At 63.9% G+C, this 23,703-nt stretch carries 11 protein-coding genes and 1 tRNA gene; 1 reads left to right on the top strand and 11 read right to left on the bottom strand.

The window, feature by feature from the left end; translation table 11 throughout:
- Positions 1-77: 77 nt before the first annotated feature.
- The 8 genes from RQX22_RS15545 to RQX22_RS15510 form a co-directional block, all read right to left on the bottom strand.
- Positions 78-2,867, bottom strand: a complete 2,790-nt coding sequence (locus RQX22_RS15545) for a TonB-dependent receptor (RefSeq protein WP_315727485.1) — start codon at positions 2,865-2,867, stop codon at positions 78-80.
- A 260-nt stretch (positions 2,868-3,127) separates the two neighbouring features.
- Complete coding sequence (locus tag RQX22_RS15540) at positions 3,128-3,814, bottom strand: GntR family transcriptional regulator (RefSeq protein WP_315727536.1); 687 nt, start codon at positions 3,812-3,814, stop codon at positions 3,128-3,130.
- A 111-nt stretch (positions 3,815-3,925) separates the two neighbouring features.
- Positions 3,926-4,002 (bottom strand) — tRNA-Arg (locus RQX22_RS15535).
- Between the two features lie 55 nt (positions 4,003-4,057).
- Positions 4,058-7,093 carry a CHAT domain-containing protein gene (locus tag RQX22_RS15530; RefSeq protein WP_315727483.1) on the bottom strand — a complete coding sequence of 1,012 codons (3,036 nt, stop codon included), beginning with the start codon at positions 7,091-7,093 and terminating at the stop codon, positions 4,058-4,060.
- A gap of 2 nt (positions 7,094-7,095) precedes the next feature.
- A complete protein-coding gene (locus tag RQX22_RS15525; RefSeq protein WP_315727481.1) occupies positions 7,096-12,726 on the bottom strand; it encodes a beta strand repeat-containing protein in 5,631 nt (1,876 codons plus the stop codon).
- Positions 12,723-14,471 (bottom strand): ShlB/FhaC/HecB family hemolysin secretion/activation protein, encoded by a 1,749-nt coding sequence (locus RQX22_RS15520; RefSeq protein ID WP_315727480.1) that lies wholly within the window; start codon positions 14,469-14,471, stop codon positions 12,723-12,725. Before RQX22_RS15520 ends, RQX22_RS15525 begins: the two co-directional genes overlap by 4 nt.
- A gap of 310 nt (positions 14,472-14,781) precedes the next feature.
- Complete coding sequence (locus tag RQX22_RS15515; RefSeq protein ID WP_315727478.1) at positions 14,782-15,408, bottom strand: helix-turn-helix domain-containing protein; 627 nt, start codon at positions 15,406-15,408, stop codon at positions 14,782-14,784.
- A gap of 297 nt (positions 15,409-15,705) precedes the next feature.
- The gene (locus RQX22_RS15510; RefSeq protein ID WP_315727476.1) at positions 15,706-15,834 is read right to left on the bottom strand and encodes a hypothetical protein; all 129 of its coding nucleotides are present in this window, start codon (positions 15,832-15,834) and stop codon (positions 15,706-15,708) included.
- Between RQX22_RS15510 and RQX22_RS15505 the strand changes: the two genes are divergently transcribed.
- Positions 15,797-17,878 (top strand): serine hydrolase domain-containing protein, encoded by a 2,082-nt coding sequence (locus tag RQX22_RS15505; protein WP_458309542.1) that lies wholly within the window; start codon positions 15,797-15,799, stop codon positions 17,876-17,878. The genes RQX22_RS15510 and RQX22_RS15505 overlap by 38 nt on opposite strands.
- Positions 17,879-17,977: 99 nt before the next feature.
- On the opposite strand, the gene RQX22_RS15500 is transcribed toward RQX22_RS15505, so the two are convergent.
- The 3 genes from RQX22_RS15500 to RQX22_RS15490 are packed head-to-tail and all read right to left on the bottom strand — an operon-like array spanning position 17,978 to position 23,540.
- Positions 17,978-19,057 (bottom strand): amidohydrolase family protein, encoded by a 1,080-nt coding sequence (locus tag RQX22_RS15500; protein WP_315727472.1) that lies wholly within the window; start codon positions 19,055-19,057, stop codon positions 17,978-17,980.
- Positions 19,054-22,452 (bottom strand): indolepyruvate ferredoxin oxidoreductase family protein, encoded by a 3,399-nt coding sequence (locus RQX22_RS15495; RefSeq protein WP_315727470.1) that lies wholly within the window; start codon positions 22,450-22,452, stop codon positions 19,054-19,056. Before RQX22_RS15495 ends, RQX22_RS15500 begins: the two co-directional genes overlap by 4 nt.
- Before the next feature lie 11 nt (positions 22,453-22,463).
- Complete coding sequence (locus RQX22_RS15490; protein ID WP_315727468.1) at positions 22,464-23,540, bottom strand: Glu/Leu/Phe/Val dehydrogenase dimerization domain-containing protein; 1,077 nt, start codon at positions 23,538-23,540, stop codon at positions 22,464-22,466.
- Between the last annotated feature and the right edge of the window lie 163 nt (positions 23,541-23,703).

The raw sequence follows: 23,703 nt of genomic DNA, 5'->3' as shown, positions 1-23,703 counted from the left end.
GACAAACATTCGAACAGAGCCCGATTCACGTCATGAGGTGGAAGCGCGAAGCGCTTCCACCTCAAACGATCAGGCTATTAGAACTTCGCGCGGACGCCGACGAAGAACTTGCGACCGATCACGTCGTAGATCGACGCGTTGGTACCGACGTTCGAGATGAAGTCGGTCGGGATGATCGGCGGATCGCGATCGAAAAGATTGTCGACGCCGGCATAGATTTCCGTGTCGCCGCCGCCGAGCAGGTCGCCGATATTGTAGCGGGCGGAAAGGTCGACATAGATGTAGGAGCCGACATTGTTCTGCTCTTCGGACAGGCCGCCCGGGGCGCTGTACGGCCCGGCAATGTCATAGACACCGCTGCCGATGTAGCGAGCCTGAGCATAGAAGCCGAAGCGACCGACGTCGTAATTGGCGCTGATCGTCGCCTTGAAGTCGGGCATGCCAAAGCCCGAAACGCCGCCCACTTCGCCGGCATAATCGACCACCGCGCCGCCCGGCGAGGCAATCTTCTTATCCATCAGATAGGTGGCGACGGCGCCAAGCCCCAGCGTGCCGTTGCCAAGCCGCGTCGTATAGCGCGCCTCGAAATCGAAACCCTTCAAGCGATAGGTGTCGAGATTGAAGAAGCTCTGGCGAACTTCGGTGATCACGCCATTGGCATCTTTCGAAATGAACGAGCACAGCTCCGTGGCGCCAGCAAAACAATCGTTGACGATCTGCTGGGCGCCGAGCGTTCCGATCGCGCCGTTCAGTTTGATGTCGAAATAGTCGACCGAGGCCTTGAAGCCGCCCAGCGTCAGCACTGCGCCGATAGTCTTGGTGGTCGCCTTTTCCTCATTGAGGCCAAGGTTCCCGACCGTCGGCGTCTGCGTCAGATTGGTTTGCCCGCAGGTTGGCTTGGCCGGCGCGACGCAGTCTTCCGGATTGGTCACGCTGCCGAACAGCAAGGTGTAGGTGAACAATTCGCTGATGCTGGGTGCCCGGATGTCACGCGAGATCGTGCCGCGGAAACGCAGGAAATCGACGGGTTCGAACGTCAGACCCGCTTTCCAGGTGATGACATTGCCCACCGACGAATAGTGGGTGTAGCGGGCGGCACCATTGAAATCGAGCTTCTGAGCGCCATCGAGGATCGGGATGGCGATTTCGGCGAAGGCCTCCGTCGCCTCGAAACCACCCGAAAGCGGCTGCGCGTTGACGATGATGAAGTCCTGCGCCGCGCTGGAGGCATCGACCGTACGGTTGAGGGTTTCCTTACGATATTCGGCTCCGACGGTGCCGAGGATGGGACCGGCCCAGCCCTGGAACAGTTCGCCGCCGATTTCAGCCGCGAACACCGTCTGCTTCAGACGGGTGTCCGAAACGCTGGTATCGAACACATAGTCGAGCGCCGCCTGGCTCGGCGCACCCTTGCCGAACAGATTGATCGGGACGCAGGAGGGATCATCGTCGGTCGTCGATGCATTCGCATTCACGCGGCAGACGACGTTGCCACCGACCCGAACGGCATCCGCCGCCTTGGAAAGATTGCTCTTCAGCAGATTGTTTTCCTGATCGTTGCTGAAGTCCGACTGGCCATATTGGCCGGACACTTCCCACCGCCAATTATTGCCGAACTCGCCTCGCAAGCCGCCGACGAAACGGATCGTCTCATTCTTCGATACCGAAGTGATCGTGCCGACTTCCTCGAAGGTACGGAACAAGGCGATCGGCGTGTTCAACGCAGCGACCGATGCCGGCAGGTAGGCGTTGTCCGGAGCGATCGGAATGCCGAAGCGGAACGCATCGACCAGACCGCCGCGCGACTTGGACTGGGCATAGCTGGCCTCGCCGAAGATGGTGACGCCGTCCGAAATGTCATAATGTGCGGCCGCAAGCACGTTGAAGCGCTCGGTGGGAATAACGATGGCCGTACGATTGGCCATTTGCGATCCGGAACCGCCGGTCATCAAATTGGTGGCGCCGATATTCTCGCCGAGTTCGCGCGGACGAGCCGTGCCGTCCGGGAAGAATTCGAGGTTCCCGGCCGGCCCGCCCGGAAGAGTCACACCGTTGGGGCTGCCGACGAAAAGCTTGGAATTGTTCAGGAACTGGAATGCATTGCCTCCAGTGCCAGCAACAACGCCGGGGCTAAGGCGCTGCCATTCGCGATCGGTTCCGCGCGGAATGCCCTTATTCTTGTCATAGTCGCCGGCGATCAGGAAGTGACCGCGGCCGTCGCCGAACTTGGTGCCCCAGGCGCCGGACAGGCGATAATTTTCATTGTCGCCCTCATCGGAGATGCCGAACTGAGCGTTCAGCTTCAGGCCTTCCAGCCTGTCGTCGAAGATCAGGTTGACGACACCGGATACAGCGTCCGAGCCATAAGCGGCGGACGCACCACCGGTCACGACTTCGACGCGATCGATCGCCAGCGACGGGATCGAGTTCAGATCGACATAGCCTTCTTCGCTGAACGGCGTGCCACGACGGCCGTTGACGAGGATCAGGTTGCGGTTCGGGCCGAGGCCGCGAAGATCGAGGACGTTGACGCCGTTAAGACGGCTGCTGAGCGTCGTCGAGCTCGGTGTCACCGATCCGGTGAAGGCCGGCAGTTCGTTGATGACATTGGCGATGTTGGTGGTGCCGCGCTGTTCGATCATCGCCTCGCCGATCGCCTGGACCGGGGTCGGAGCCTCGAAATTGCCGCGAATGCGAGTTCCGGTGACGGTGATCGTCTCACCCTCTTGCGCGGCCTCCGCAGCGGCTTCGGCAGTCTCGGCCGGAACAGCCGTTTCGTCGGGCTGAGTCGCCTGCGCGACAAGCGGAGTCGCCATTGCCCAGAGTGCAACACCGGCCAGACCCCGGAACTTGGACTTGAATGTCATTTCGAAACTCCCCCTTATGCGAGCGAAATTGGATGTAGCGAGAACCCGATATCCGATTTCAAATCTGAAATAAAGCAGCCTTAATGTCGTATTTCCTCAGATTTGGCTGCCTTACCCGATCATGACCCCTTATCCCTCGCGTTCGCGCCCTGCCCCGGCCCCTAAGGCTGCCAAAGCTGATCGCATACAATAAGCCGCATTGACGAAGGATAACAGATGCACGGGGGCCACAGTCGGCAAAAATGAGACAAGGAGCTGCTTCACACGGTGAGGTTATGTGCGTTCAGCCTGCCGTGCATGAATATCGTATTGAGGACCCGGTCCTCGCATGTGGTTATCATCATGATCACATGCCTCCGTATGTCTTCTGTCTGATTGTTCCTGACGAGATCCACCAGGGTTTTCTGTTGGTCCATGGAGAAAGGAAGGGATTTGGTCAGCTTCGCATATATCCAGTAGATTCGCATCGTCGTGTCTTCGAGTTGGCCGATCCAGTTTATGAGAGACTGATATCTTGTCTGCTGGGCGATGTATCGATTGAAGTCCCTATTCGCCTTCAAGACGCGGAGGATGTCGCTCTCGGTGGTCATTGTCATATCCTCGAAAATCGCATTATGGCGCTTTTCGAACTCCTCTTCATCCATTTGAGGAGCAATCATCGAAAGGATACTCGGCTCCATCATCTTCCTGATGGTGAAGTTCTCTTTCACATCCACCAATGTCAGCGGTGAGATACGCGTGATCCTGGGCGAATTGGAAATCATGAACTGCTGCGCCGTCATCTGCTCCATGGCATTGCGCGCCGCCGTCCGGCTGATCCCGAACATATTGGTGAGAATATTTTCCGACACTTTCTGTCCCGGCGCGAGGCGCTGGGTGACGATCGCGTCCATGATGCGATCATAGACGTCCGCCGAATCCGACGCGGACTGCGTCTGGCCTGCCATCATCATCCTGAATCAATCCCTGCCCGCCAAGTGTAGGCAATAGGAAGCGGGTGGGGCAAGGCCCGGCTTGAACGCGCTCTCGGCGAACAAGTCTCGAATGCCGCATGAGGCTGGCGCACCCGAGAGGATTCGAACCTCTGGCCTCTGCCTTCGGAGGGCAGCGCTCTATCCAGCTGAGCTACGGGTGCTTGTTCCGAGGCCGCCGCTTAGCAAAGCCCGCCTCCGCCTGCCAGAGGCTTATTCTCATCTGCCGCGAGCAGCGGTCCGGATCAGGGGACGGACCAAAGGTGCGGAACCATCACCGACGAGCGCGAACGCCGCCCAATAAAATGGATGGGAAGTCCTCGGATCGTCCATCAGCTTGCGCTGGGCTGCGCGAAGGGCCGTAGCGGTGGGCGTGCCGGGCGCGGCTTCGAACAGGCCGCCAATCAGACGCTGGGTAGCGTCGAAATCGTCCGGAACCGGCCAGTGGCTCGCCACCACGAGCCGGCCGCCTGCCCCGACGAAGGCGCGCACCAGGCCATCGAGCGCGAATTCGCCCCCACTGGTGATGCCGGCCTCCGCATTCGCGGCGCCGCTCGCCCGGCCGGCCGTGTCGCAGGCCGACAGGATGACGACGTCCGCGTCGAGGTGGAGATCGAATATCTCGCTGAAACTCAGCAGGCCGTCGGACTGGGCGCCGCCGAAACTGGTCATCAATGCGGGCCGGGAAGGACAACCGGGCCGCGGCGGCGAAAGCATGCCGTGGGTGGCGAAATGAATGATCCGATATTGATCGAGGTCGCCGCGCTGCTTGATCGCATCATCGGTGAAGGCGTCGCCAGTGATCACAGAATCGGCTCCGACGCCGAGCACATGGCTCGCGGTCCGCAATTCGGTGGCGGGGATCGGCCGGCCCCATGCCCCCAGCGACCAGCTGCAAGTATCGGCGGCTGCGACATGGGCGGCGGGAACGAAGGCCGCATCGGCCGGCTTGTTCTGGCCGAAGCCGATATATTGGGCGCGCGCCTGGGACGGCGCCGCTCGACGGAGATCCCGAAATGCGCGCGGCGACACGGCGGTGCTGATGTCGCGGTCGCGGCCCAGCCACGCCACGCCGGTGAAATCGAAGCCTTCATCATCTGCTCGTGCGGCACGGGCCTTGTAGAGATCGACGCTGGCTTGATTCGTGATCAGCAGATTGGGCGGAAGGCGCAGCAACGCGCCATCCGGTTCGAATATAAGGTTCGTGATGCCGGGCATCTCTCCGGCCACCGGATCCAGCAGCACCCGATACAATCGATGCGCGCGCTCGGCGTCGAAGGGGAAGGTAACGACCCGGCCATCCTCCACGGCCGAAATGGTCGCGCGGAGGGCATCGACCTGTCGTTCCAATGCTTCCGCGCCTGCGCCGATCGACCAGGCTTTCGCGTCCTGGGCCGTGATGAACAAGGCGAAGGCGCCCTTTCCCGCCACGACCATCTTATAATAAGCTTCGCCGGGTTTCAGCGCGGCCTGCAGCTCCTCCAGCGCGATGACATCGTTGGCAAGCGCGCGATAACGCGGATATTGGGCCAGCTGCGACTGGGTCGCGACCTGCCCTTCCTCCGCCAGCTTGAGAGCAGCCTGGACGCTGCCGAGACGCTGCTGGTCCGGCGATCCGTCCGCGCGGAGCCGCGCCTGCTCGATCCGAAGCTGTTCGACTTCGCGGGCAAGGTTGACGGATTGACGGAAAAGACGCGACGCCTCGTCGCTGCCGCCGCCCAGCTCGCGCGCCAGGATTGCCTGGGTCTGGGCGACACCTGGCCGGATCAGCATCTGGCTGGCCCGGAACAATTCGGTCGCCGCATCGGCTGGCGCGTCGGGACCGGTCAGCAAGGCGAAATAGGAGCCGAGCATGGTTCGCAGCGACGGCGAAGCCACGCCCCCTTCCGGATTTTCACGAACGATCTGCCGGAATGTCGTCAGCGCCAGCTCGGGACGACCGCTGCGCGTATGAAATTGGGCGAGGCGCCCCTTGGCGCCAAGCAGAGCGGACGATCCAGGATAGCTCATCTCGAGCAAGGCGATCGCCTCCTGGTGCCGCCGTTCGGCGGTGTCGCCGTCCGCGTTTGCCTCGGCGATATCGGCAAGCTCGGCCAGAATCTGGGCTTGCATCCATTTGGTGGCCGCAACGCGCCCGTCCCGCACCACCGATAATCGTGCCAAGGCCTGTTCGAATGCAGCGATCGCTTCGGCCTGCTTGCCTTCGAGCCGGAGCGCAGAGCCCCGCAGCTGCAAAGCCTGCGCGTCGAGGATCCGCGCCCGATCCTGAGACGACAAGGCACCGCCGCCCAGTCGCCGCGCATCGGCGGTTTCGGAACTCAGGCGCCGTGCCGTCATGTCGTCGATCACCAGCTGGCGCAGGCTGGCAACGGTGGTGGACTCGCCTACGGGCCGCGCAAGCTCGTCATAGACCTCGCCGACCCGGCCCTGGTTGAGCAGGTGCATGACGCGATAATTGCGCAATTGCCGACCGACGACCGGATCGCCCGCAACAAGCCGCTCGGCCGCTACGAAAAGCTTTTCGGCCTCATCATAAGACCCGAGATTCGATTTCTGCAGGGCCTCGTTGGCCAAGGCTTCCGGGCGCACCATATCGTTGGGATTGCCGCTGAAGGTCGCAAAGAATTCGGCGGCCTCGGCATAATTGCCGCTATTATTCCTGCGATAGGCCTCGGCCAGAGCGCGTTGCGGGCTGATATTCGCGGCGAGCGCGCGCGCAAAGGCGGCAGGATCGCTGATCCCGGTCGTCGCGACCGATACCGGGCCTTCGACGACGCGACCGGCGACCAGGGTCCTCAGCCCCAGCTTCAACGCATCATCATAGCCGGCAAAGCCTTCCGACACGAACAGACTGCCTGCCCGTTCCAGGGAATAGACGCGATAATCGACAGGCTGATCCTTGAACCGGCAATCACTCCGCGTCACGGCAAGGCCCGAAAGATCGACCGGACGCCCGGCCTCGCAGGACATGCGTTCCAAACGGAGCGCCGCCAGCCTGCGCGCCGGATCTCCGCCGCGGAGGCGCAAGGCATAAAGATTACCGACCGAGACGGCGGCGTCGCGGCAGAGGATGGCATAACCCCGGTCGAACATGTCGGACAGCGCCCGATCGGCGGGCGTGACCTGCGCCGTGCAGATCGAGCGCCCCTCGCTGCCGATGCGAAACGTATCGGTCATGCCGATCGGCTCGGCAGCGCCAATCGGCATGGCGCCTATGGCGGCGAAGCCGAATGCGAAGGCAAGCGAAAGACGCATCGTCATGCTCCTTTCGGAGGAGGCTGTTCCCCCTCCTCTTCATCTTCGTCCTCGTCCTCACTGCCCTCGCCCTGCCCGGGCGGAGCGTCGCTCCAAAGACCGATATCGCCGCCACTGGTGACGGGCTCCTCGATCAGACCATCCTCATCGAGCAGGTCGGTCTCGATCAGCTCCTGGTTGAGATCGTTGCGCACGACCAGTCCCTGCTCGACGGGTACCTGCACGACATCCTTGGACGGCGGCGGCGGCGGCGGCGGAGGCGGCGGAGGCGGCGGTGGTGGCGGCGGAGGCGGCGGCGGCGGCGGAGGCGGTGGAGGCGGTGGAGGCGGCGGCGGCGGCGGTGGTGGCGGAGGCGGCGGCGGTGGTGGCGGCGGAGGCGGCGGCGGCGGCGGAGGCGGTGGAGGCGGTGGAGGCGGCGGCGGCGGCGGTGGTGGCGGAGGCGGCGGCGGTGGTGGCGGCGGAGGCGGCGGCGGCGGCGGAGGCGGTGGAGGCGGTGGAGGCGGCGGCGGCGGCGGTGGTGGCGGAGGCGGCGGCGGTGGTGGCGGCGGAGGCGGCGGCGGCGGCGGAGGCGGTGGAGGCGGTGGAGGCGGCGGCGGCGGCGGTGGTGGCGGAGGCGGCGGCGGTGGTGGCGGCGGAGGCGGCGGCGGCGGCGGAGGCGGTGGAGGCGGTGGAGGCGGCGGCGGCGGCGGTGGTGGCGGAGGCGGCGGCGGTGGTGGCGGCGGAGGCGGCGGCGGCGGAGGCGGCGGCGGAGGCGGCGGCGGAGGCGGTGGTGGCGGCGGCGGCGGAGGCGGCACTGCCGCACAGGAACCGGTGTTCAGGTTGCAATTGTTGAACTCGCTGGCGGGCGTGAATGCGTCCGGTTCTACGCCTGCCGGGCCGAACTCCTCGACGAAATAGGCCTCACCCACATAATAATTGCCGCTGCTGTCGAAACGGCGACCGAAACCAATCACGTCCTTGTCTGAGGCATCGGTCGGAATGATCTCAAGACCGCCCAGGGCGCCGACAGTGATCCCCGCCGGCTCATCGGCGGTGCCGCTATTCCGGACAAGCAAGCTGTCACCGATCGTCAGGGCGACGGTGCCGCCTTCAATATATCCCCTGGGACTGAAACTGGCGGCCGGAACGGCGAGCGCAGCGTCGCGGCCGGCATAATCCTGGCTTCCGTCGACGGCATTGGCGGATCGCAGCTGGGACATGATGGATTCGTCCGCCACCCAGATATCGTCGGCGGCCAACACGAGATTTCCGGTCGGCACCGTATCCGAGTCGAGCATCCTTATGCTGCCGTGGGCGCCGCCGGGGGAGTCGGTCACCACTTCGATGCGGTCGGTTGCGGTCAAGTTCAATTCGTCATCAGGCAGGGCAAGATCGAAGAATAGATCGCCCACTATCTGGATCGATCCGTCGACGTCGATCGTCACCGAACGGGGACCCCCGCTGAACGCGTCGCTGCCAAGAAAGGTGACGTCGTCCACGACGAGATCGATATCCTGGCCGGTCCCCGCCATCTCGATCAGCAAGGCGAGGGTTTCGATCCGGCCGACCTCTTCCTGGTCGAGCTGATAGCCGTTCCAGGAAGGATCGTTGCCGCCGCCGATCAGAGCCGGTCTGCCGTTGGCGTAGATGATGAGATCGATGCCGTCCGTGCCGTCATCACCCAGCAGGCCGGCCACCGAAATATCGAGATCGCTCGCTTCGATGGTGATTTGCGGCGCCGCGACCTCACCTTCGATGGTAACTGGATGGTCGGGAAGGACGGAAGCATCGTTGACGAGGACCGAGAGGCTGGTCTGCGAGACGACGCCCCCCAGCGTGACCGCGCCCAGATAATCGATATCGATCGCGCCGTCGGCGAAGATTCTGCTGCCCGAGGTCGTCACGTCGACGCCTTCGAAATATATGCTTCCAGCAAGGATGGTTTCGGCAAGATCCGGCGCTGCGTGCGACACGATGATGTCGCCACCCGACCATGCGCGAAGCTGGCCGCTGACATCGAAAATACCGTCATCCGTGGCGGCGAATTCGATACCACGCCCGCCCAGGGCGGCCGCGTCGATCGCCAGATCGAGGGGATCGAGATCGGTTCCGATATTGAGCGCGCCCCCGGGACCGGCTTCCAGCACCGCGGCGCCGGACGTGTCGATCCATGCGAAAGACGTAACGTTCAGGGTGGAGCCGGTGACAAGGATATGGGCACCGAGCGCGAAATCGGACGGCCCCGGATCATTGGGATATTCGCGCGGACCGTCGAAACCCTCTGCGTCCAGCGTCAAGCCGCCGAAGGTGGCCTGGCTGTCATCCATCTCGACATAGACATCGCCATAATAAGTGGGGCCGTCCGGAAAGACATCGCCGCCGGCTTCGCCATGCGCCTCCGCATGGAAGGAAGCGAGCGTCACGTCGGCCCCCTCCCCGTTCGCGGCGGAGAAGCGCGCGCGCGCGCTGCCGCCATGGCCGGACCCGTAACGCGTTAAGTCTTCGATGCCCTGGCCATTGCGCCCGACCCCACCGCCGAAACCGGTTGCGTAGAGGTCGACAAAGTCCGCTGCCACATCGCCGCCGAAAACCACGAATTCGGCAACGCCGCCGAAGCCCGAGCCGCCACTGCCGCCATCGCCGTAAAGCGAGACGGTACTGACACGGGCACCGCCTTCGCCACCTTCGCCGCCCCTGCCGTCGGCATGAGCTGTTATGGAGATCATGTCGATGATGCTCGGGCCCGGATCCGGCCCGAGCAAGGCCGGACCGGCGCTGACGCCGATGGTCGCGCTTCCACCTTCCCCGAAGCCGCCATCGCCGCCCCGGCCCGGATTGCCCGATGTCAGGTCCGTCGCGTCGCCCGCATCGCCGCCGTCGCCCGCCGCGCCGCTGACGTCGACCAGGAGATTGCCGATCGCGAAGGAGACCCCGCGATTGTCCGCGAGCAGATCGACCGTCCCGCCGATGCCGTCACCGCCATCGCCGCCGTCGCCGCCATTATCGTCATCGTCGCCGGCCCCGCCGATTCCGCCGACGCCCAATGCATCGATGGTCAAATCGGCGATCGCCACGTCGCCGCCCGCTCCGTCATCGGCATCGAAAAGCACGCGGAAATCGACATCGCCGCCCTCCCCGTCGCCGCCATCGCCACCGTCTGCGCCGTCGCCGCCGGTGCCATTGGCGTGGAGATAGGTTTCGGCCAGGCCGGTCGTCGAAATCGTTCCGCCGCTCTCGGCCTCGACACCGATATTGCCGCCATAGCCGCTGCCGCCATAGCCACCGTCGAAAGCCGCGGCCGGATCGCCATTGGCGCCATTACCCCCGGTACCGTCCGCGCTGAGCTCCGCCTCCAGGAACGATATGTCGCCACCGTTAAGGGCATGCATGTAGACCAGCGGATCGCCGCTCCCGTCCGAACCGCCGAATGCGTCGCCGCCATTGCCACCGCCGGAAGTGCCGGACGCGCCATTGCCGCCGAAACCGTCGGCGTGCATGTCGATCCTGCCATCGGCCGTGATGCTCCCATTGTCCGCGGCAACCGCGACCGAGCCCGCATAGCCGCCGCCGCCGGAGCCGCCGAACGGATCGTTGACGTTGCCCGGGCCGCCCTGGCCACCATAAGCGTCGGCGCTGAGATCGGCGGACGCGAATTGGATCGCGCCGCCGTCCACAGCCAGGATACTGACCTCGCCGCCCCTTCCATCACCGCCATTGCCCGGCTCGTCGGAAAATTGCAGCTCAGGCGCGCCGCCTCTGCCTTCCGACCTGGCGGTGAACGCACCCGCAATGTCGATCAGCCCGGACGTATTCGCCCGGACCGAGATCGTGCCGCCCTGGCCGGTTCCCGCAGTGCCGCCTTCGAAGACGGTGCCGCCATAACTGGTCGTGTCGAGATCCACCGTCGAAAGGATGGTGATCGTCCCGTCAAGCGCTTCCAGGACGAGATTGCCGCCAAGGGCGTCATTACCCGGTCCTCCCGCGAAGTTGATACCTGCGATACCCGGCGAGGACATTTTCAGGCTTTGCGCATCGATCGTTCCGCCGGACAGGACGCGAATTGTGGCATCGCCTCCCGTTCCGTCCTGGCCGGTCATGACTCCGAAGGTAGCGCCGGCAAAGCCTCCCGAATCCAGCTCCAGTTTGCCCCCGACGTCGATCGCCCCGCCATCGGCGATCACCTCCGCGGTTCCGCCAACCCCGGCAAGATTCAAATCCGCGCGGACGCGCGCGTCGACGACTGCATCCCCAAGCACCGTGATGGTGGATCCATTGGTCGCCTGGATACGGGCGACGCCGCCGGTCGAGGCCCGTTGCCCGTAATTGGGATCGGGATCGTCCAGGGTCCCGCTATAGGCGCCGAGCCCGTTGGTCACGTTCAACTCGCCACCCACGAAAATGTCGCCGTCGATCGCCATGACCTCGGCAAGGGTGACGCCGATCAGGATCGCATCCTCCTGAAATTCGATCGCGCCGGAATCCGCATGGACTTCCATATTGGCGGCGGCCCGCGCGATCACGTCGCTGGTGAAGATGGCCTCGTCGATGGAGAAGCTCGCATTCGCGCCCTGCGCTGGCGCCAGCGTCCCGAACGAGCCGTTCGGCGTTCCGAACAGCTGGTCTCCCGCCGCAAGGCGCTGACCGGGAAGCGTCGGATCGTCGAAAGTGCGGCGGACATCGTAACCGGCAGACAGGATGATGGCGCCGTTGGCGTCGACCTCGGCACTGTTGACGTCGCCGAAGCCGATCTCCCCGCTCAGCAGGGCCGTGAGCGCCTGGTTCTTCGGGACGGCGACCATATAGATGCGATGAGGATCGTCGGCATCGACGCTCAGCGGACCGCCGGTTCGGCCCGTGTGGACGATGCCGTTGCCGTCGTCCGTGCCCTGCGTCACGACGATGTCGAAAAGCCCGTCATTAACCGTCAGCGTCGCACTTTGGGCTGCGATATAGGCGGCAGTGCCGTTGACGGAGACGTCGCCCCCCATCTGGATGCGCGGCGCGAGCATGGCGATGTAGGAGCCTTCCCGCCCGGTCGCGTCGAGCAAAGGCAAGGGGCCGCCGTTCGATGTCTGGATGATGATTGCGGAATCGGCGTCGGCGGTGGCGAACGATGCCGATCCTCCATTCAGGAAATCGGCGTCGGTGATGTCGAGCGTCGACAGGACGAGGCTGCCGACATCGAAGCCGCCGCCATCGTCGATCAGGATGCCGCCGCTGGAGATGAAATAAAGCGTACCACCCACGTCGCCCGTGTCGAGCAAGCTGGTGACCTGCCCCCTGAAGGATGCGCCGTAAGCGGGATTGGTCGGAAGGATGCGATTCAGCACAACGAAATCGCCGGCATCGCTGTCACCCTGAAAGGTGACGTCATTCCCCACCGGAAGGAAATTCCAATAGGTGGTGCTGCCGACAACCGAGGTTGTCGGGGCGCCCCCGTCCGTCCAGTTGATGATCACGTTCGGCTGGTGGATGCCTATCGTATCGGTTCCGAGGTTGCTCGCGGCGCCCGCAACCGTCGCCGTCCCGCTCCCGGCGAACTGCGCTGCCGCCTTGCGCGGCGCAACGGTCAGCAGCGCGGCCAATGCCGCACCAAGAAGGAGCGAGTTGCGCAGCGCAGTCTGCCGATCCTGCCGTATGACGAGCCTGATCATCTGAAACTCCATGGCCACAATCGGGTGGAAAGCGAGACGAGAAGGCGAGGATCTGGCCGCCGGTTGCCGGGCAAGATGCGATCGAGCGGCGCCGCGAGACTGACGTCCAGGCGAAGCCGGTCACCGAAGGCGGCCCGGATCCCACCGCCCATGGAGGTCAAGTCGAGGCGGGGCAGTGCTGCTCCGAACCTGTCTTCGTTCCACACGATCGCGTGATCGACGAACAGGAACGGCTCGATCGCAAGGCCGTCTCGCTTCGAGGGAAAGAGGCTGCCGAAGCGAATCTCGCCCTGCAGGCCGACGCCGCTGTGCCCGGTAATGGTCCCGGGATCATAGCCGCGCCCGACCGTGTAATTGCCACCCGAAAACTCCTCGAAACTCAGCAGCGGCGAGGCACTGTACTGGCCGCGCGCGGACCCTGCCAGCGTAACGCGCGGGACCGGCCGGAATTCGCCTTGAACCTGGGTCCTGAGCACCGTCGCGGTGGGATTTCCGAGACGGCTGGGCGGAACATGTCCGCCGGTGGAGCATCTGAGCGGATCGGCGCGGCAATCCGGGCTCGCGCCGAACATGTCGAGGCCCTTGCGCAATTCGGCGAAGCCACCCATCCGCCAGCGCGGCTCGAAGATATTGTAGCGGCGATCGGAGAACCTGGTCTGTGCGGTGTCGGCAGTGAGGCGCAGATAGCCGACGCGCAGCCGGTCGCGGCTCAGATCGAAGGCGCCATTGGGAACGATCAGTTCCACGTCCTGGTCGGCAAAGTCGAAGCCGATCGCTGCCCGCACATTCGTCGCCTGACTGCGCAGGAGCGGATAGCTGGCCTCGACATTGGCGAACAAGGTCCGCCCTTCGACTTCGGCATTGGGAAGGTCCAGGTCCGGGTTCGTCCAGGAATAAGTGAAACTGGCGCCGATCGTCAGGCCATCGCCGCCGGGCCGGAAGTCGTGGCCGATCTGCAGCGTCTTCTGCTCCGAGGTATCCAGCATGCTGTAGAGCGAGAGATAGGTGCGGTCGCCCATTCCGGTCAGACCATAAAGCTGGCCGCGCACGACAGCGCCCCAGCGGCCAAGTTCGCGCGATCCCAAATTCTGGATGCTGGCATCGGCCAGGAAAGGAATGTGCGTGACGGTCACCTCGCCGATCACTTCGCCGCGCGCAGCGCCGGCCGACCGGAGCGCCAGCCGTACCGAATAGCCCGGGAGATCGCTCGCCAGCAGCAGCGCCCTTTCGGCCTTGAAGCGGTTGAACACCTCCTGCCCCGTCAGCGGCTCGAGATAGGAGGCAATCTTGCGCTCGGCTCGACCGGCATCACCGCGAACCCGCAACGCGACCAATTTCGCCATCAATACGTGGAATCGCAGCCGGCCATCGGCAATTCGCTGCTCCGGTACCTCGACGGAGGCGATGTAGCCGGCGTCGCGCAAGATCGTGGCGGCGCGGTCGCGGATCTCGCAGACCGATGCGATCGGCTGCTCCGCGCCGAGGAACGGCGCGTAAGCGGCCCGCATCTCGGCAGGCGTCAGACCCTTGAGGTCCTCGAATGTCACTTCGGTCGGCGTGAAGCGGATGTCCGCATATTCGGGCCCGGCAAGGGCGCACGGAGCACGTTCTATGCCACCTTCGACACGCAGTTGGGATGCCGGGGGCACCTTGGCGGGCGCCGTCTGCGCCTCGATCTCCCCGCGCGTGGGCGGAACGCTTCCGGGCGGCGGGACGACCTGTGCGAACACGGAAGATGTGGGCACGCAGACGCCGGCAAGAGAGAGGAGAATGAGCCGCCGAGCGGCGTCACGGCGCGTCCCAAACACCCGCATTCCCCTGTCAAGAGTGCGGAATCGACTCGATGCCGCTGGAATCAAGCTAAACAGAAGATGAACGGGGCAGCAATTCCATATATTTATGGCCACGGAGCGGCGCGAGCCGCCCTCGTCCTAAACGGGGACGATTGGGCGGATCCTTTTGCATCCTGCCGCCGCTTCGAGGCCGCGAGCCTGGCCGGAGGTGCCTCCCCACCCGTCGATAATGCTGCTCGGGGAAGTGGGGCCTGGCCCAGCCTCAAGCCGGAACGCGTCGAGCTTGGCCGGTCATATGTACCGGACGCGTGTGGCCTTCCATCAGGTTGACCACCTCGGCATCCGAACTGGAGAAGGTGACGAGGATCCGGCACGGCACGTCACCCACGGCGATATAGGCATGGCCCATGTCGCTGTCGAAATAGATGGAGTCGCCGGCTTTGAGGTAAGCTGGCGTATAGGTATCCGTGTAGAGGGCGAGCTCGCCCTCCAGCACATAGACATATTCCTCGCCATTGTGCCGATGGAATTCTCCGAATTCCTCAAGGCTCTTCGCCGTCACATCGGCGACGATCGGGGTAATGCCCTTGTTGAGAAGATCATAAGCCTGGTAGCGAAAAGTGCCGCTTGCCGATGAAACCTGCTTGCCGTCGCCGGCGCGGGTGATGCTGCGCCGCCGGCTATTTTCCTCGGATGCATATTGACTGGTCGGCGTGCCGAAGACGTCGGCGATATTGATTTCCAGGGCAAGGCTGATCCTGACGAGCTTGTCGATCGTCAGTTCCATCTTGCCATTCTCGATCTTCGACAGGGTCGAAGCTGTAAGCCCCGTGCGCTGACTGACATCCGCGAGCGTCAGCCCGCGTTCGGTCCGGAATGACTTCAACATCGGCCCAGGCCGGACGAGCGAACTCGCTTTCACATCATGAGCGGCCATATGCCCTCCTCTCCAGCGACCGAGTCATAAGGCAAATCCTCCTCACCGAAAGAAGAATTTCCCGTGGAGAAACCCGGCGATGCAGCAGCGACAAATGGCCTCACTCCTTCACCTTATAGAGCGAACGGCAATCGCCCCCGCTTCAACACACAGTTCCAAGGAGACAAGTTTTTCTTCATTTGAATTTTTGTTGCCCCATCGGACAAGGACCCCCATAAGATCCAGCGTGCCTGCCACCTGTCCGGTTTGTCAGGCCAGAGATTGCTGATGTTGCGCTGAAACAGGCAGGAACGGGAAGGTTTCCAACTCCTGTTCCGCCCACGCCTTGGGGGGAGTTGCTATGCGGGCGAATATGCGACGATCGATGTCGGTGGCCATGATCGGATTTTTGACGGCAATGGGAATCGCCTTTGCCCCCGCGCCGACCCAATCCCAGGCCCCGCCGCCAAAAGCTCCGGCACCGGCAATGGAGGCGGCGGACCAGGACCTTCCTCTATCACAGCCTGGCTCCGGTCGCGCCTTGACCAAGGCGGATGCCGACGCCTGGCTGGACGGCTATTTCCCTTATGCTCTGGCGCAAGGCGATCTGGCCGGGGCCACAGTCGTGATCGTCAAGGACGGCCAGATACTTACCCAGCGCGGCTACGGCTATGCCGACATGGCGAAGCGTAAGCCCGTCGATCCCGCCACCACCCTGTTTCGGGCCGGATCGATTTCCAAGCTCTTCACCTGGACCGCGGTCATGCAGCTGGTCGAGCAGGGCAAGATCGACCTGGATGCGGACGTGAACCGTTACNGATCGATTTCCAAGCTCTTCACCTGGACCGCGGTCATGCAGCTGGTCGAGCAGGGCAAGATCGACCTGGATGCGGACGTGAACCGTTACCTCGATTTCAAGATCCCGCCGCGCGACGGCAAGCCGATCACGATGCGCCATATCATGACGCACACGGCCGGCTTCGAAGAGGCGATGAAGGGCGGGATAACCTATGGCACCAAGGTTCCCCCGCTGGGCGACGTCTTAAAGCGCATGTTGCCCGAACGCCTTTACGCACCCGGCAGCACGCCCGCTTATTCCAATTATGCGACGGGCCTTGCCGGCTACATCATCGAGCGCGTCTCCGGCCTCTCATATGACGACTATATCGAGCGCAATATCTTTGAGCGTCTCGGCATGGCCCATTCAACATTCCGGCAGCCACTGCCCGCCAAACTGGCACCGTATATGGCCACCGGATATCCGCGCGCATCGGGCGATCCAAAGCCGTTCGAGGTCGTCTCGATTCCGCCGGCGGGTTCGATCTCGATTTCTGCGGGGGACATGGCCAAGTTCATGATCGCGTTTCTGAACGAGGGTGGCCCGCTGTTGAAACCGGAAACGGTGCGATCGATGCATGCGCCCGCCAACGACTTGATACCTGCCCTCAACCGGATGGGGCTGGGCTTCTATGAACAGCAGGTCAACGGCCTGACCGCAATCGCTCATGGCGGCGACCTGCGTCTGTTCCACTCCTATATGTGGATCATACCCAGCGAGAATGTCGGCCTGTACATGTCCGTGAACAGCGGCGGCTCCGGCAGCGCCAACTTCACCATTCGCATGGCTTTGCTCGAGCAATTCGCAGACCGCTATTTTCCGTCGGCCAACGGCAAGCTCCCGGCGGAGCTGCCGACCGCGAAGGCGCATGCGAAGATGCTGGCCGGCTCCTATGTCTCCAGCCGCGGCTTCTTCACCAATTTCCTCGATATCTCCAACTTCCTCGGCCAGACCCGCATCGGCCTCGACAAGGATGGCCGCCCGCTCGTGCCGGACCTGCTGCGGCGCGAGCCGCGAAAATGGATCGAGGTTGCGCCTTTCGTATGGCGGGATGCTTTCGGACACCAACGGCTGGCAGCCCAGGTCGAGAATGGCAAAGTCACGCGATGGAGCATCGATGCCGTGTCGCCGTTCATGGTCTGGAATCGAGTACCCTGGTATCGCGATGCCGCCTGGATGATGCCCTTGTTCTGGGTTGCTTTGGGCATTGCCGCCATCACTGCCTTGTCCTGGCCGATCGCTGCAATCAATCGCCGCCGTTATGGAGCGTCGCTGTCCTTGGCCGGACGCGAACTCAAAGCCTATCGGCTGGTCCGCGCTTTTTCTTGGCTCGCGATTGCCGTCCTTGGCGGCTGGATGCTGTTGCTGGGGGCCCTGGGCGGACCCAATGCAATGCCGGACGCGCTGATCTGGCTGCTGCAGATCGGAGGGACGGTCGCCTTTTTCGGCCTGTTCGGGTTCGCCTTGTGGAATCTCCAACTGGTCTGGACGGGGAATCGCGGCCGGCCAGCCAAGCTTTGGAGCGTCCTGCTGGCGCTGGCTTCCATCCTGATATTGTGGGTGGCACTGGCATTCCACCTCATCAGCTTCGGCACGAATTACTGACGAAGAGACAGTCCGCCGAGGGCAGTTTGGCAAAGGGCTGACAAGCCCGCGGGCCGGGCTCCTGCCTGAAGGAAAATCAGCCGTGAGCCGCCTGCTCCGTCAGCGCAGATAGGGCGCGCGATTCCGGCAAAGCTGCGCCCATTCGGCGTCGGTCACCGGAAGCTTCGCGCGCATCAGCGTGAAATATGCCGAAGGATTGCCGATCGCCGGCCAATCGCTGCCGATGACGAAACGATCGAGGCCGATCCTGCGCATCAGCGCGACGAACTCCGCGAGTTGGGCATCATTGGAGCCGAGCGCGGCAGCCGTCGCGTCCGGCAGGACGACCCCCGAAATGTCGACCACCAGGTTCTTCGTGCCGGGCGCCCGGCGCGCAATGGCGTCGCCGAAGGCGGTCAGCGCGGCGATCGTACCGGGATCGGCGCCGGCATAGCCCGCACCGTGGGCGATCTGCACCGGCAGATCGCCCACCTGCGACAGCACCTGGTCGATGAAGATCTTCGCTTCTGCCCCGCCATATTCCCCACCGCCACGCAGATGTACGATCAACGGCATGTTCGCCTTTCTCGCCCTGGCGAAGAAGACAGCGAGGGTTCCGACCTGCTCGGGTTGGTTGGCCTCAAAGCCTGCGCCGCCCAAATGCAGCTTGATACCGGAAACGCCCGGCCTTCCTTGCCAGTAGGCGAATTCGTCATCCGCGTTCGCGGCCAGCGGATTGATGCCGACGAACGTCTTGATGCGGCCGTTCGATGCCAAGGCGGTATCGACCGAAAATTTGTTTTCCGCCCGCATCAGTTTCTCGGCTTCGGGATCGTGCTCGGATCCCGATTGCACGAACATATAGGCGGTCGACAGCAAGACGATCTGCTCGACCCCTGCCTCGTCGAGAAGCCGAAGCGCATCGGCGACGCTCGGGCGACTGAAAATATCTTCGGACAAATGTTCGAACGCGTTCGGCGCCTTCTCCCGGACACGCTCGATATGGTCCTGGATCAGCACGCTGCCGATATGGACATGGTGATCGACCAGCGGTGCTGTCGCATCCTCGGCTTCGTTGGACGCGGGAAAATGCGCCACGCAACCGGGCAGCGGAGCGAGGTACAAAGCGGCGAAGGTCGCAAACAGCGCCCTGTGTGGAAGATAGGCAGCGACGTCCTTCGAGCCTTTCCTAATTCTCACGCGGGCGCGTCCAGCGCTTCGAGCTTGGCGATCAATGCTTCCATGGACGGCCGCTTTACGAAGCCGAAGCCCCGCACCTGAAGCGGCTCCTGCGCAAGCGCGATAGCCTGCGGCAGCGTTTCCGCGTCGAGGCGGGACGCTGCATCCGCTATCCGTTCCAGAAAGAGATCGCGGAGCCTGCGTTCCAGGCGGCGTTCCTCGGCGCGCCCGAACAGATCGAACGGTCCTTCGCGGAGGGCCCTAGCGGCGGCAAGAACGCGAAAGGCCAGGAAGATCCAGCCGCCGAAGCTCATCTTGCGCGGCCGGCCGGTGACCGGATCGACCTTCGCGAAAATAGGTGGCGAAAGCTGCACCTTCAGCTTGCCCGTATTCTCGAACTGAGCGTCCAGCGCGGCGCGGAAGCGCCCGTCGGAATAAAGGCGGGCCACCTCATATTCGTCCTTATAGGCCATCAGCTTGTAGGCCGATCGCGCGACCGCCTCGGCAAAGGCATCGCCACCCTCTACCCTGGCCGCGGCCGCGCGGATGTCCGCCATCAGCCGCACGTATCGATCCGCATAAGCCCGGTTCCAATAGGCTGCGAGGTCGGCAGTCCTGCGCGCGATGAATGCGTCCAGCGTATCCGCCTTGGGGACCACCTCCCGGTCTTCGATCGCGGCCTGCCGTCCGGCTGCAAATGCCCGAAGGTTGGCCTTGGCGTTGCGGCCGTTGAGTTCGATCGCCCGCTCGATCGATGCCCGCGTCAGAGGAACGGCGCCCCGCTGCCAGGCGAAGCCGAGCATCAGCACATTGGCGGCGATCGAGTCCCCGAGCAATTCCTGGGAAAGGCTCGCGGCAGGCAGCAAGGCGGGCGGGCGCCCGGCCATCGTCGCCAGCTTTGCGATCAGGTCCGCTTGCGGCACCTGCAGATCGCGTTGAAACTGGAAATCAGCGGTTGCCATCGTGTCGCTATTGCCGACGACCAAGGTCTTTCCAGCGGCGGCGGTCTCCGCAATTTCCGGATGGACCGCCGCGATGAGATCGCACGCAAGGATCAGGTCGGCCTCGGCGGGGCCGATCCGCGGCGGCACGACGGCATTGCGATCGGGACGCAGGCGGACATGGCTGAACACCGCCCCGCCCTTCTGGCTGAGGCCGGTCATGTCATAGAGGCTGGCACCGAGATTCTCGATCCTGGCGGCCATGCCCAGGATCGCGCTGACAGTGATGATGCCCGTGCCGCCGACGCCGGTGACGATCATGTCGAAGCCGTCGCCGATGGTGGGAAGATCGGGCTCGGGCAGCGCCGCGCCGATATCGGCGATACCGCGGCTCCGGCGCGGCTGCGCGCCCTCGACGATCGTGAACGATGGGCAAAAGCCCTTCAGGCAGGAAAAATCCTTGTTGCAGGCCGATTGGTCGATCCGGCGCTTGCGGCCGAGTTCGGTCTCCAGCGGCTGGATGGCGAGGCAGTTGGACTGGACCGAACAATCTCCGCATCCCTCGCAGACGGCCGCGTTTATGAAGATGCGCCGGTCGGGATCCGGAAAGGCGCCGACCTTGCGGCGGCGGCGTTTCTCCGCTGCGCAGACCTGGTCGAAAAGCAGGATGCTGACTCCCGGCTGGCGGCTCAATTCTTCCTGGACCTGGGCGAGGTCGTCGCGGCTGCGTAATTCGGTTCCGGGCGGCAGCGGATCGCCTTCGGCGAAACGGCCAGGATCGTCCGACAGGACCACCAGCCGCGACACGCCCTCCGCCTGCATCTGCCGCACGATGCGGCCGACGGTCAGCGACCCTTCGACAGGCTGGCCGCCGGTCATGGCTACGGCATCATTGTAGAGGATCTTGTAGGTGATCTTGGTGCCGGCAGCGACGGCGGCCCGAATCGCGAGCGAGCCGGAGTGACTGTAGGTCCCATCCCCCAGATTCTGGAAGATATGCGGCCGCTCGGTGAAATTGGACAGGCCGATCCAACTGGCCCCTTCCCCGCCCATATGGCTCATCGGCAGCGGATAGTGATCCGATTGCAGGACCACCATGGAATGGCAGCCAATGCCGGACCCGCCGAGCGCGCCATCGGGAAGCCTGGTCGAGCTGTTGTGCGGACAACCGGGGCAGAATGCGGGGCGGCGCGCGGCAATCGGCGCCTGCGGCATCCGGCCCGCGAGCGCGGCGCGAAGACGCGACGCCGCCTCGCCGAAACCCGGCACGCGCGCCGCAATATCGGGTATGATCGCTTCGAGGCGGGCGGCCAGATGCGCGGCGACGAGGGTGACGTCGAACGGGATATCGCTCGGCAACAGGGGAACCCCGTCCATGTCGGCCTTGCCTGTCACGCGCGGCCTGCCCGGATGATGATAGAGCAACGCCTTGGCCTGCGTTTCCGCATGGGCGCGCTTCTCCTCGACGAAGAACACCTCCTCGGCGGCGGCGACCGCGTCCGACAATGCGACCGGATCCAGCGGGAACAGCAAGCCTATCTTGTAGATGCCGATCCCGACCCGGCGGGCAGCCTCTTCGCCGAGACCGAGCATGGCGAGCGCGGCGACACTATCGGGATAGGTCTTGCCGGCGGCGGCCACCACGAAGCGCGGCCTGTCCGACCCGTAAGCGATTCGATCGATCCGGTTGGCGCGTGCAAAGGCCTGAGCCCTGGGAAGCTTGCGAAGCACACGCGCATCCTGCGCCAGCATCGACAGCCGTTCCGAACGGATATGGACGTCACCGGCCAGATCGGGAAGCGAAGGCAAGACGAAGGACGGCAGATCCTCGAAATGAAGAATGCCTGTTCCCTCGGCCGTTTCGTTCACGAGCTTCAAGCCGACGAGCGCCCCCGAAAAGCGCGACATTGCAATGCCTGCCAAGCCATATTCGAAAATCTCGGCCACGTTGCTGGGATAGAGGATCGGCACTTCCCAGCTCGCCAGCGTCAGGTCGCTCTGATGCGCGGTGGTCGACGATTTGCCGGCCTGATCGTCTCCGAAGGCGAGCAGGACTCCACCCGTCGACGAGGTGCCTGTGAGGTTGGCATGTTTGATGCTGTCGCCGGAGCGATCGACACCGGGGCCCTTGGCGTACCAGATGCCGAACACGCCATCGACCTTGCCGCCGGGAATGAGCCCCACCTGCTGGGTGCCGGCGACCGCCGTCAATGCAAGATCCTCGTTCAGCCCCGGCTGAAAGAGGATATCATTCGCTTCGAGGAGATCCTTGACCTTCCACAATTCGGCGTCGAACCCGCCCAAGGGCGAGCCGCGATAGCCGCTGATATAGCCGGCCGTGTCGAGGCCGGCACGCCGATCCAGCGCGCGCTGGGCAAGCGGGATGCGCACCAGCGCCTGCCGCCCGGCCACGAGGGCGGTGCCGGCCTGCAGCCGATATTTATCGTCCAGCGAGATCGTCTTCGTATCCGACATACAGCTTCCCGCTATCGGCCGATCAGTTCGCGAGCCATTTGCTCGGCTGTGGCTTCGGGCGTCCTTTTCTCACGATCCGCGCGATCGAAAATCTCTATCAGCCGATCATGGATCGCCGCGAGGCTTTCGTCCAGCGGCGCGAACTGCGCCAGAGACCGGCCAGGCATCGCGCTGCACGCTTCCAGGCCGCTGATCACGCCGCCGGCGTTGATCACATAATCGGGTGCGAACAGGATTCCGCGCTCGGCCAGAGCCAAGCCCGCAGCGGCGGTCGCAAGCTGGTTGTTGGCGGCGCCGGCCACCGCACCTGCCCGTATCTCACCGGCGGTTCGCTCGGTCACCACGCCGCCCAGAGCGCAGGGCACATAGATGTCGACATCGGATGCATGGATGCGTGCTGTCGGAACCGAAATGGCGCCAAGGCGATCGACGGCGCGGGCAACCACTTCCTCGCGGACATCGGCGACCACTAGCTGGGCGCCCGCATCGTGCACTCGCTGGGCGACGCCCCAGCCCACTGCGCCCAGGCCCTGGACGGCGATTTTCATCCCCGTAAAATCCGACTTCCCGAACCGACGCTCGAGAACGGCACGCAGGCCATGCATCACGCCAGTGGCGGTATGGACCGACGGATCGCCCGCCCCGGCCGAGGTGCCGGCGACGAAAGGCGTCACTTCGTTCATTGTCTCGATATCGGCGACGGAGATGCCGACATCCTCGCCAGTGGCGAAATGTCGGCCGATGCGATCGACATAACGGCCGAATGCGTGAAGGAGCGCCCTGGTCTTGAGCCGGGCCGGATCACCGATGATGACCGCCTTACCGCCACCCACGGGCAAACCGGCCAAAGCCGATTTGTAGGACATGGCCCGGGACAATCGGAGGGCGTCGTCCACAGCCTCCGAATCGTTCGCATAAAGCTTGAAGCGCGTGCCGCCGGCGGCCGGGCCCAATGCGGTGGAATGGATGGCGACGATGGCACGGAGCCCCGTCGCTTCATCCGAGAAGAAGCAAACCTGCTCGTGATTGTCGAATTCTCGTGATCCCCAGACGGCCATGTTTCCTTGCTCCGGTGCGCGACTTGCCACCGGGCAAATCGGAAGACTGTCGCGGGTTGGACATTCGACAGGCCTGTTCCTTGCCACCCTCCAATCGAATTCGCAATTCAGAAATAGTTTCCAATATCGAAACTCGTCGATAGCGTTTCTCAATTTTCCCGCTTCTCTCGGCGGCGCGGGTCCGATAGCTTTC

The organism is Sphingosinicella rhizophila (assembly GCF_032378825.1).
GTDB classification, from domain to species: domain Bacteria; phylum Pseudomonadota; class Alphaproteobacteria; order Sphingomonadales; family Sphingomonadaceae; genus Allosphingosinicella; species Allosphingosinicella rhizophila.
This window is presented reverse-complemented; position numbering and strand designations above follow the sequence as displayed.

Coding starts and splice junctions, on each gene's coding strand:
- RQX22_RS15510 (WP_315727476.1), bottom strand. CDS start 15,834: ATGGCCACCGACATCGATCGTCGCATATTCGCCCGCATAGCAACTCCC.
- RQX22_RS15545 (WP_315727485.1), bottom strand. CDS start 2,867: ATGACATTCAAGTCCAAGTTCCGGGGTCTGGCCGGTGTTGCACTCTGG.
- RQX22_RS15530 (WP_315727483.1), bottom strand. CDS start 7,093: ATGCGTCTTTCGCTTGCCTTCGCATTCGGCTTCGCCGCCATAGGCGCC.
- RQX22_RS15515 (WP_315727478.1), bottom strand. CDS start 15,408: ATGTTGAAGTCATTCCGGACCGAACGCGGGCTGACGCTCGCGGATGTC.
- RQX22_RS15525 (WP_315727481.1), bottom strand. CDS start 12,726: ATGATCAGGCTCGTCATACGGCAGGATCGGCAGACTGCGCTGCGCAAC.
- RQX22_RS15495 (WP_315727470.1), bottom strand. CDS start 22,452: ATGTCGGATACGAAGACGATCTCGCTGGACGATAAATATCGGCTGCAG.
- RQX22_RS15540 (WP_315727536.1), bottom strand. CDS start 3,814: ATGGCAGGCCAGACGCAGTCCGCGTCGGATTCGGCGGACGTCTATGAT.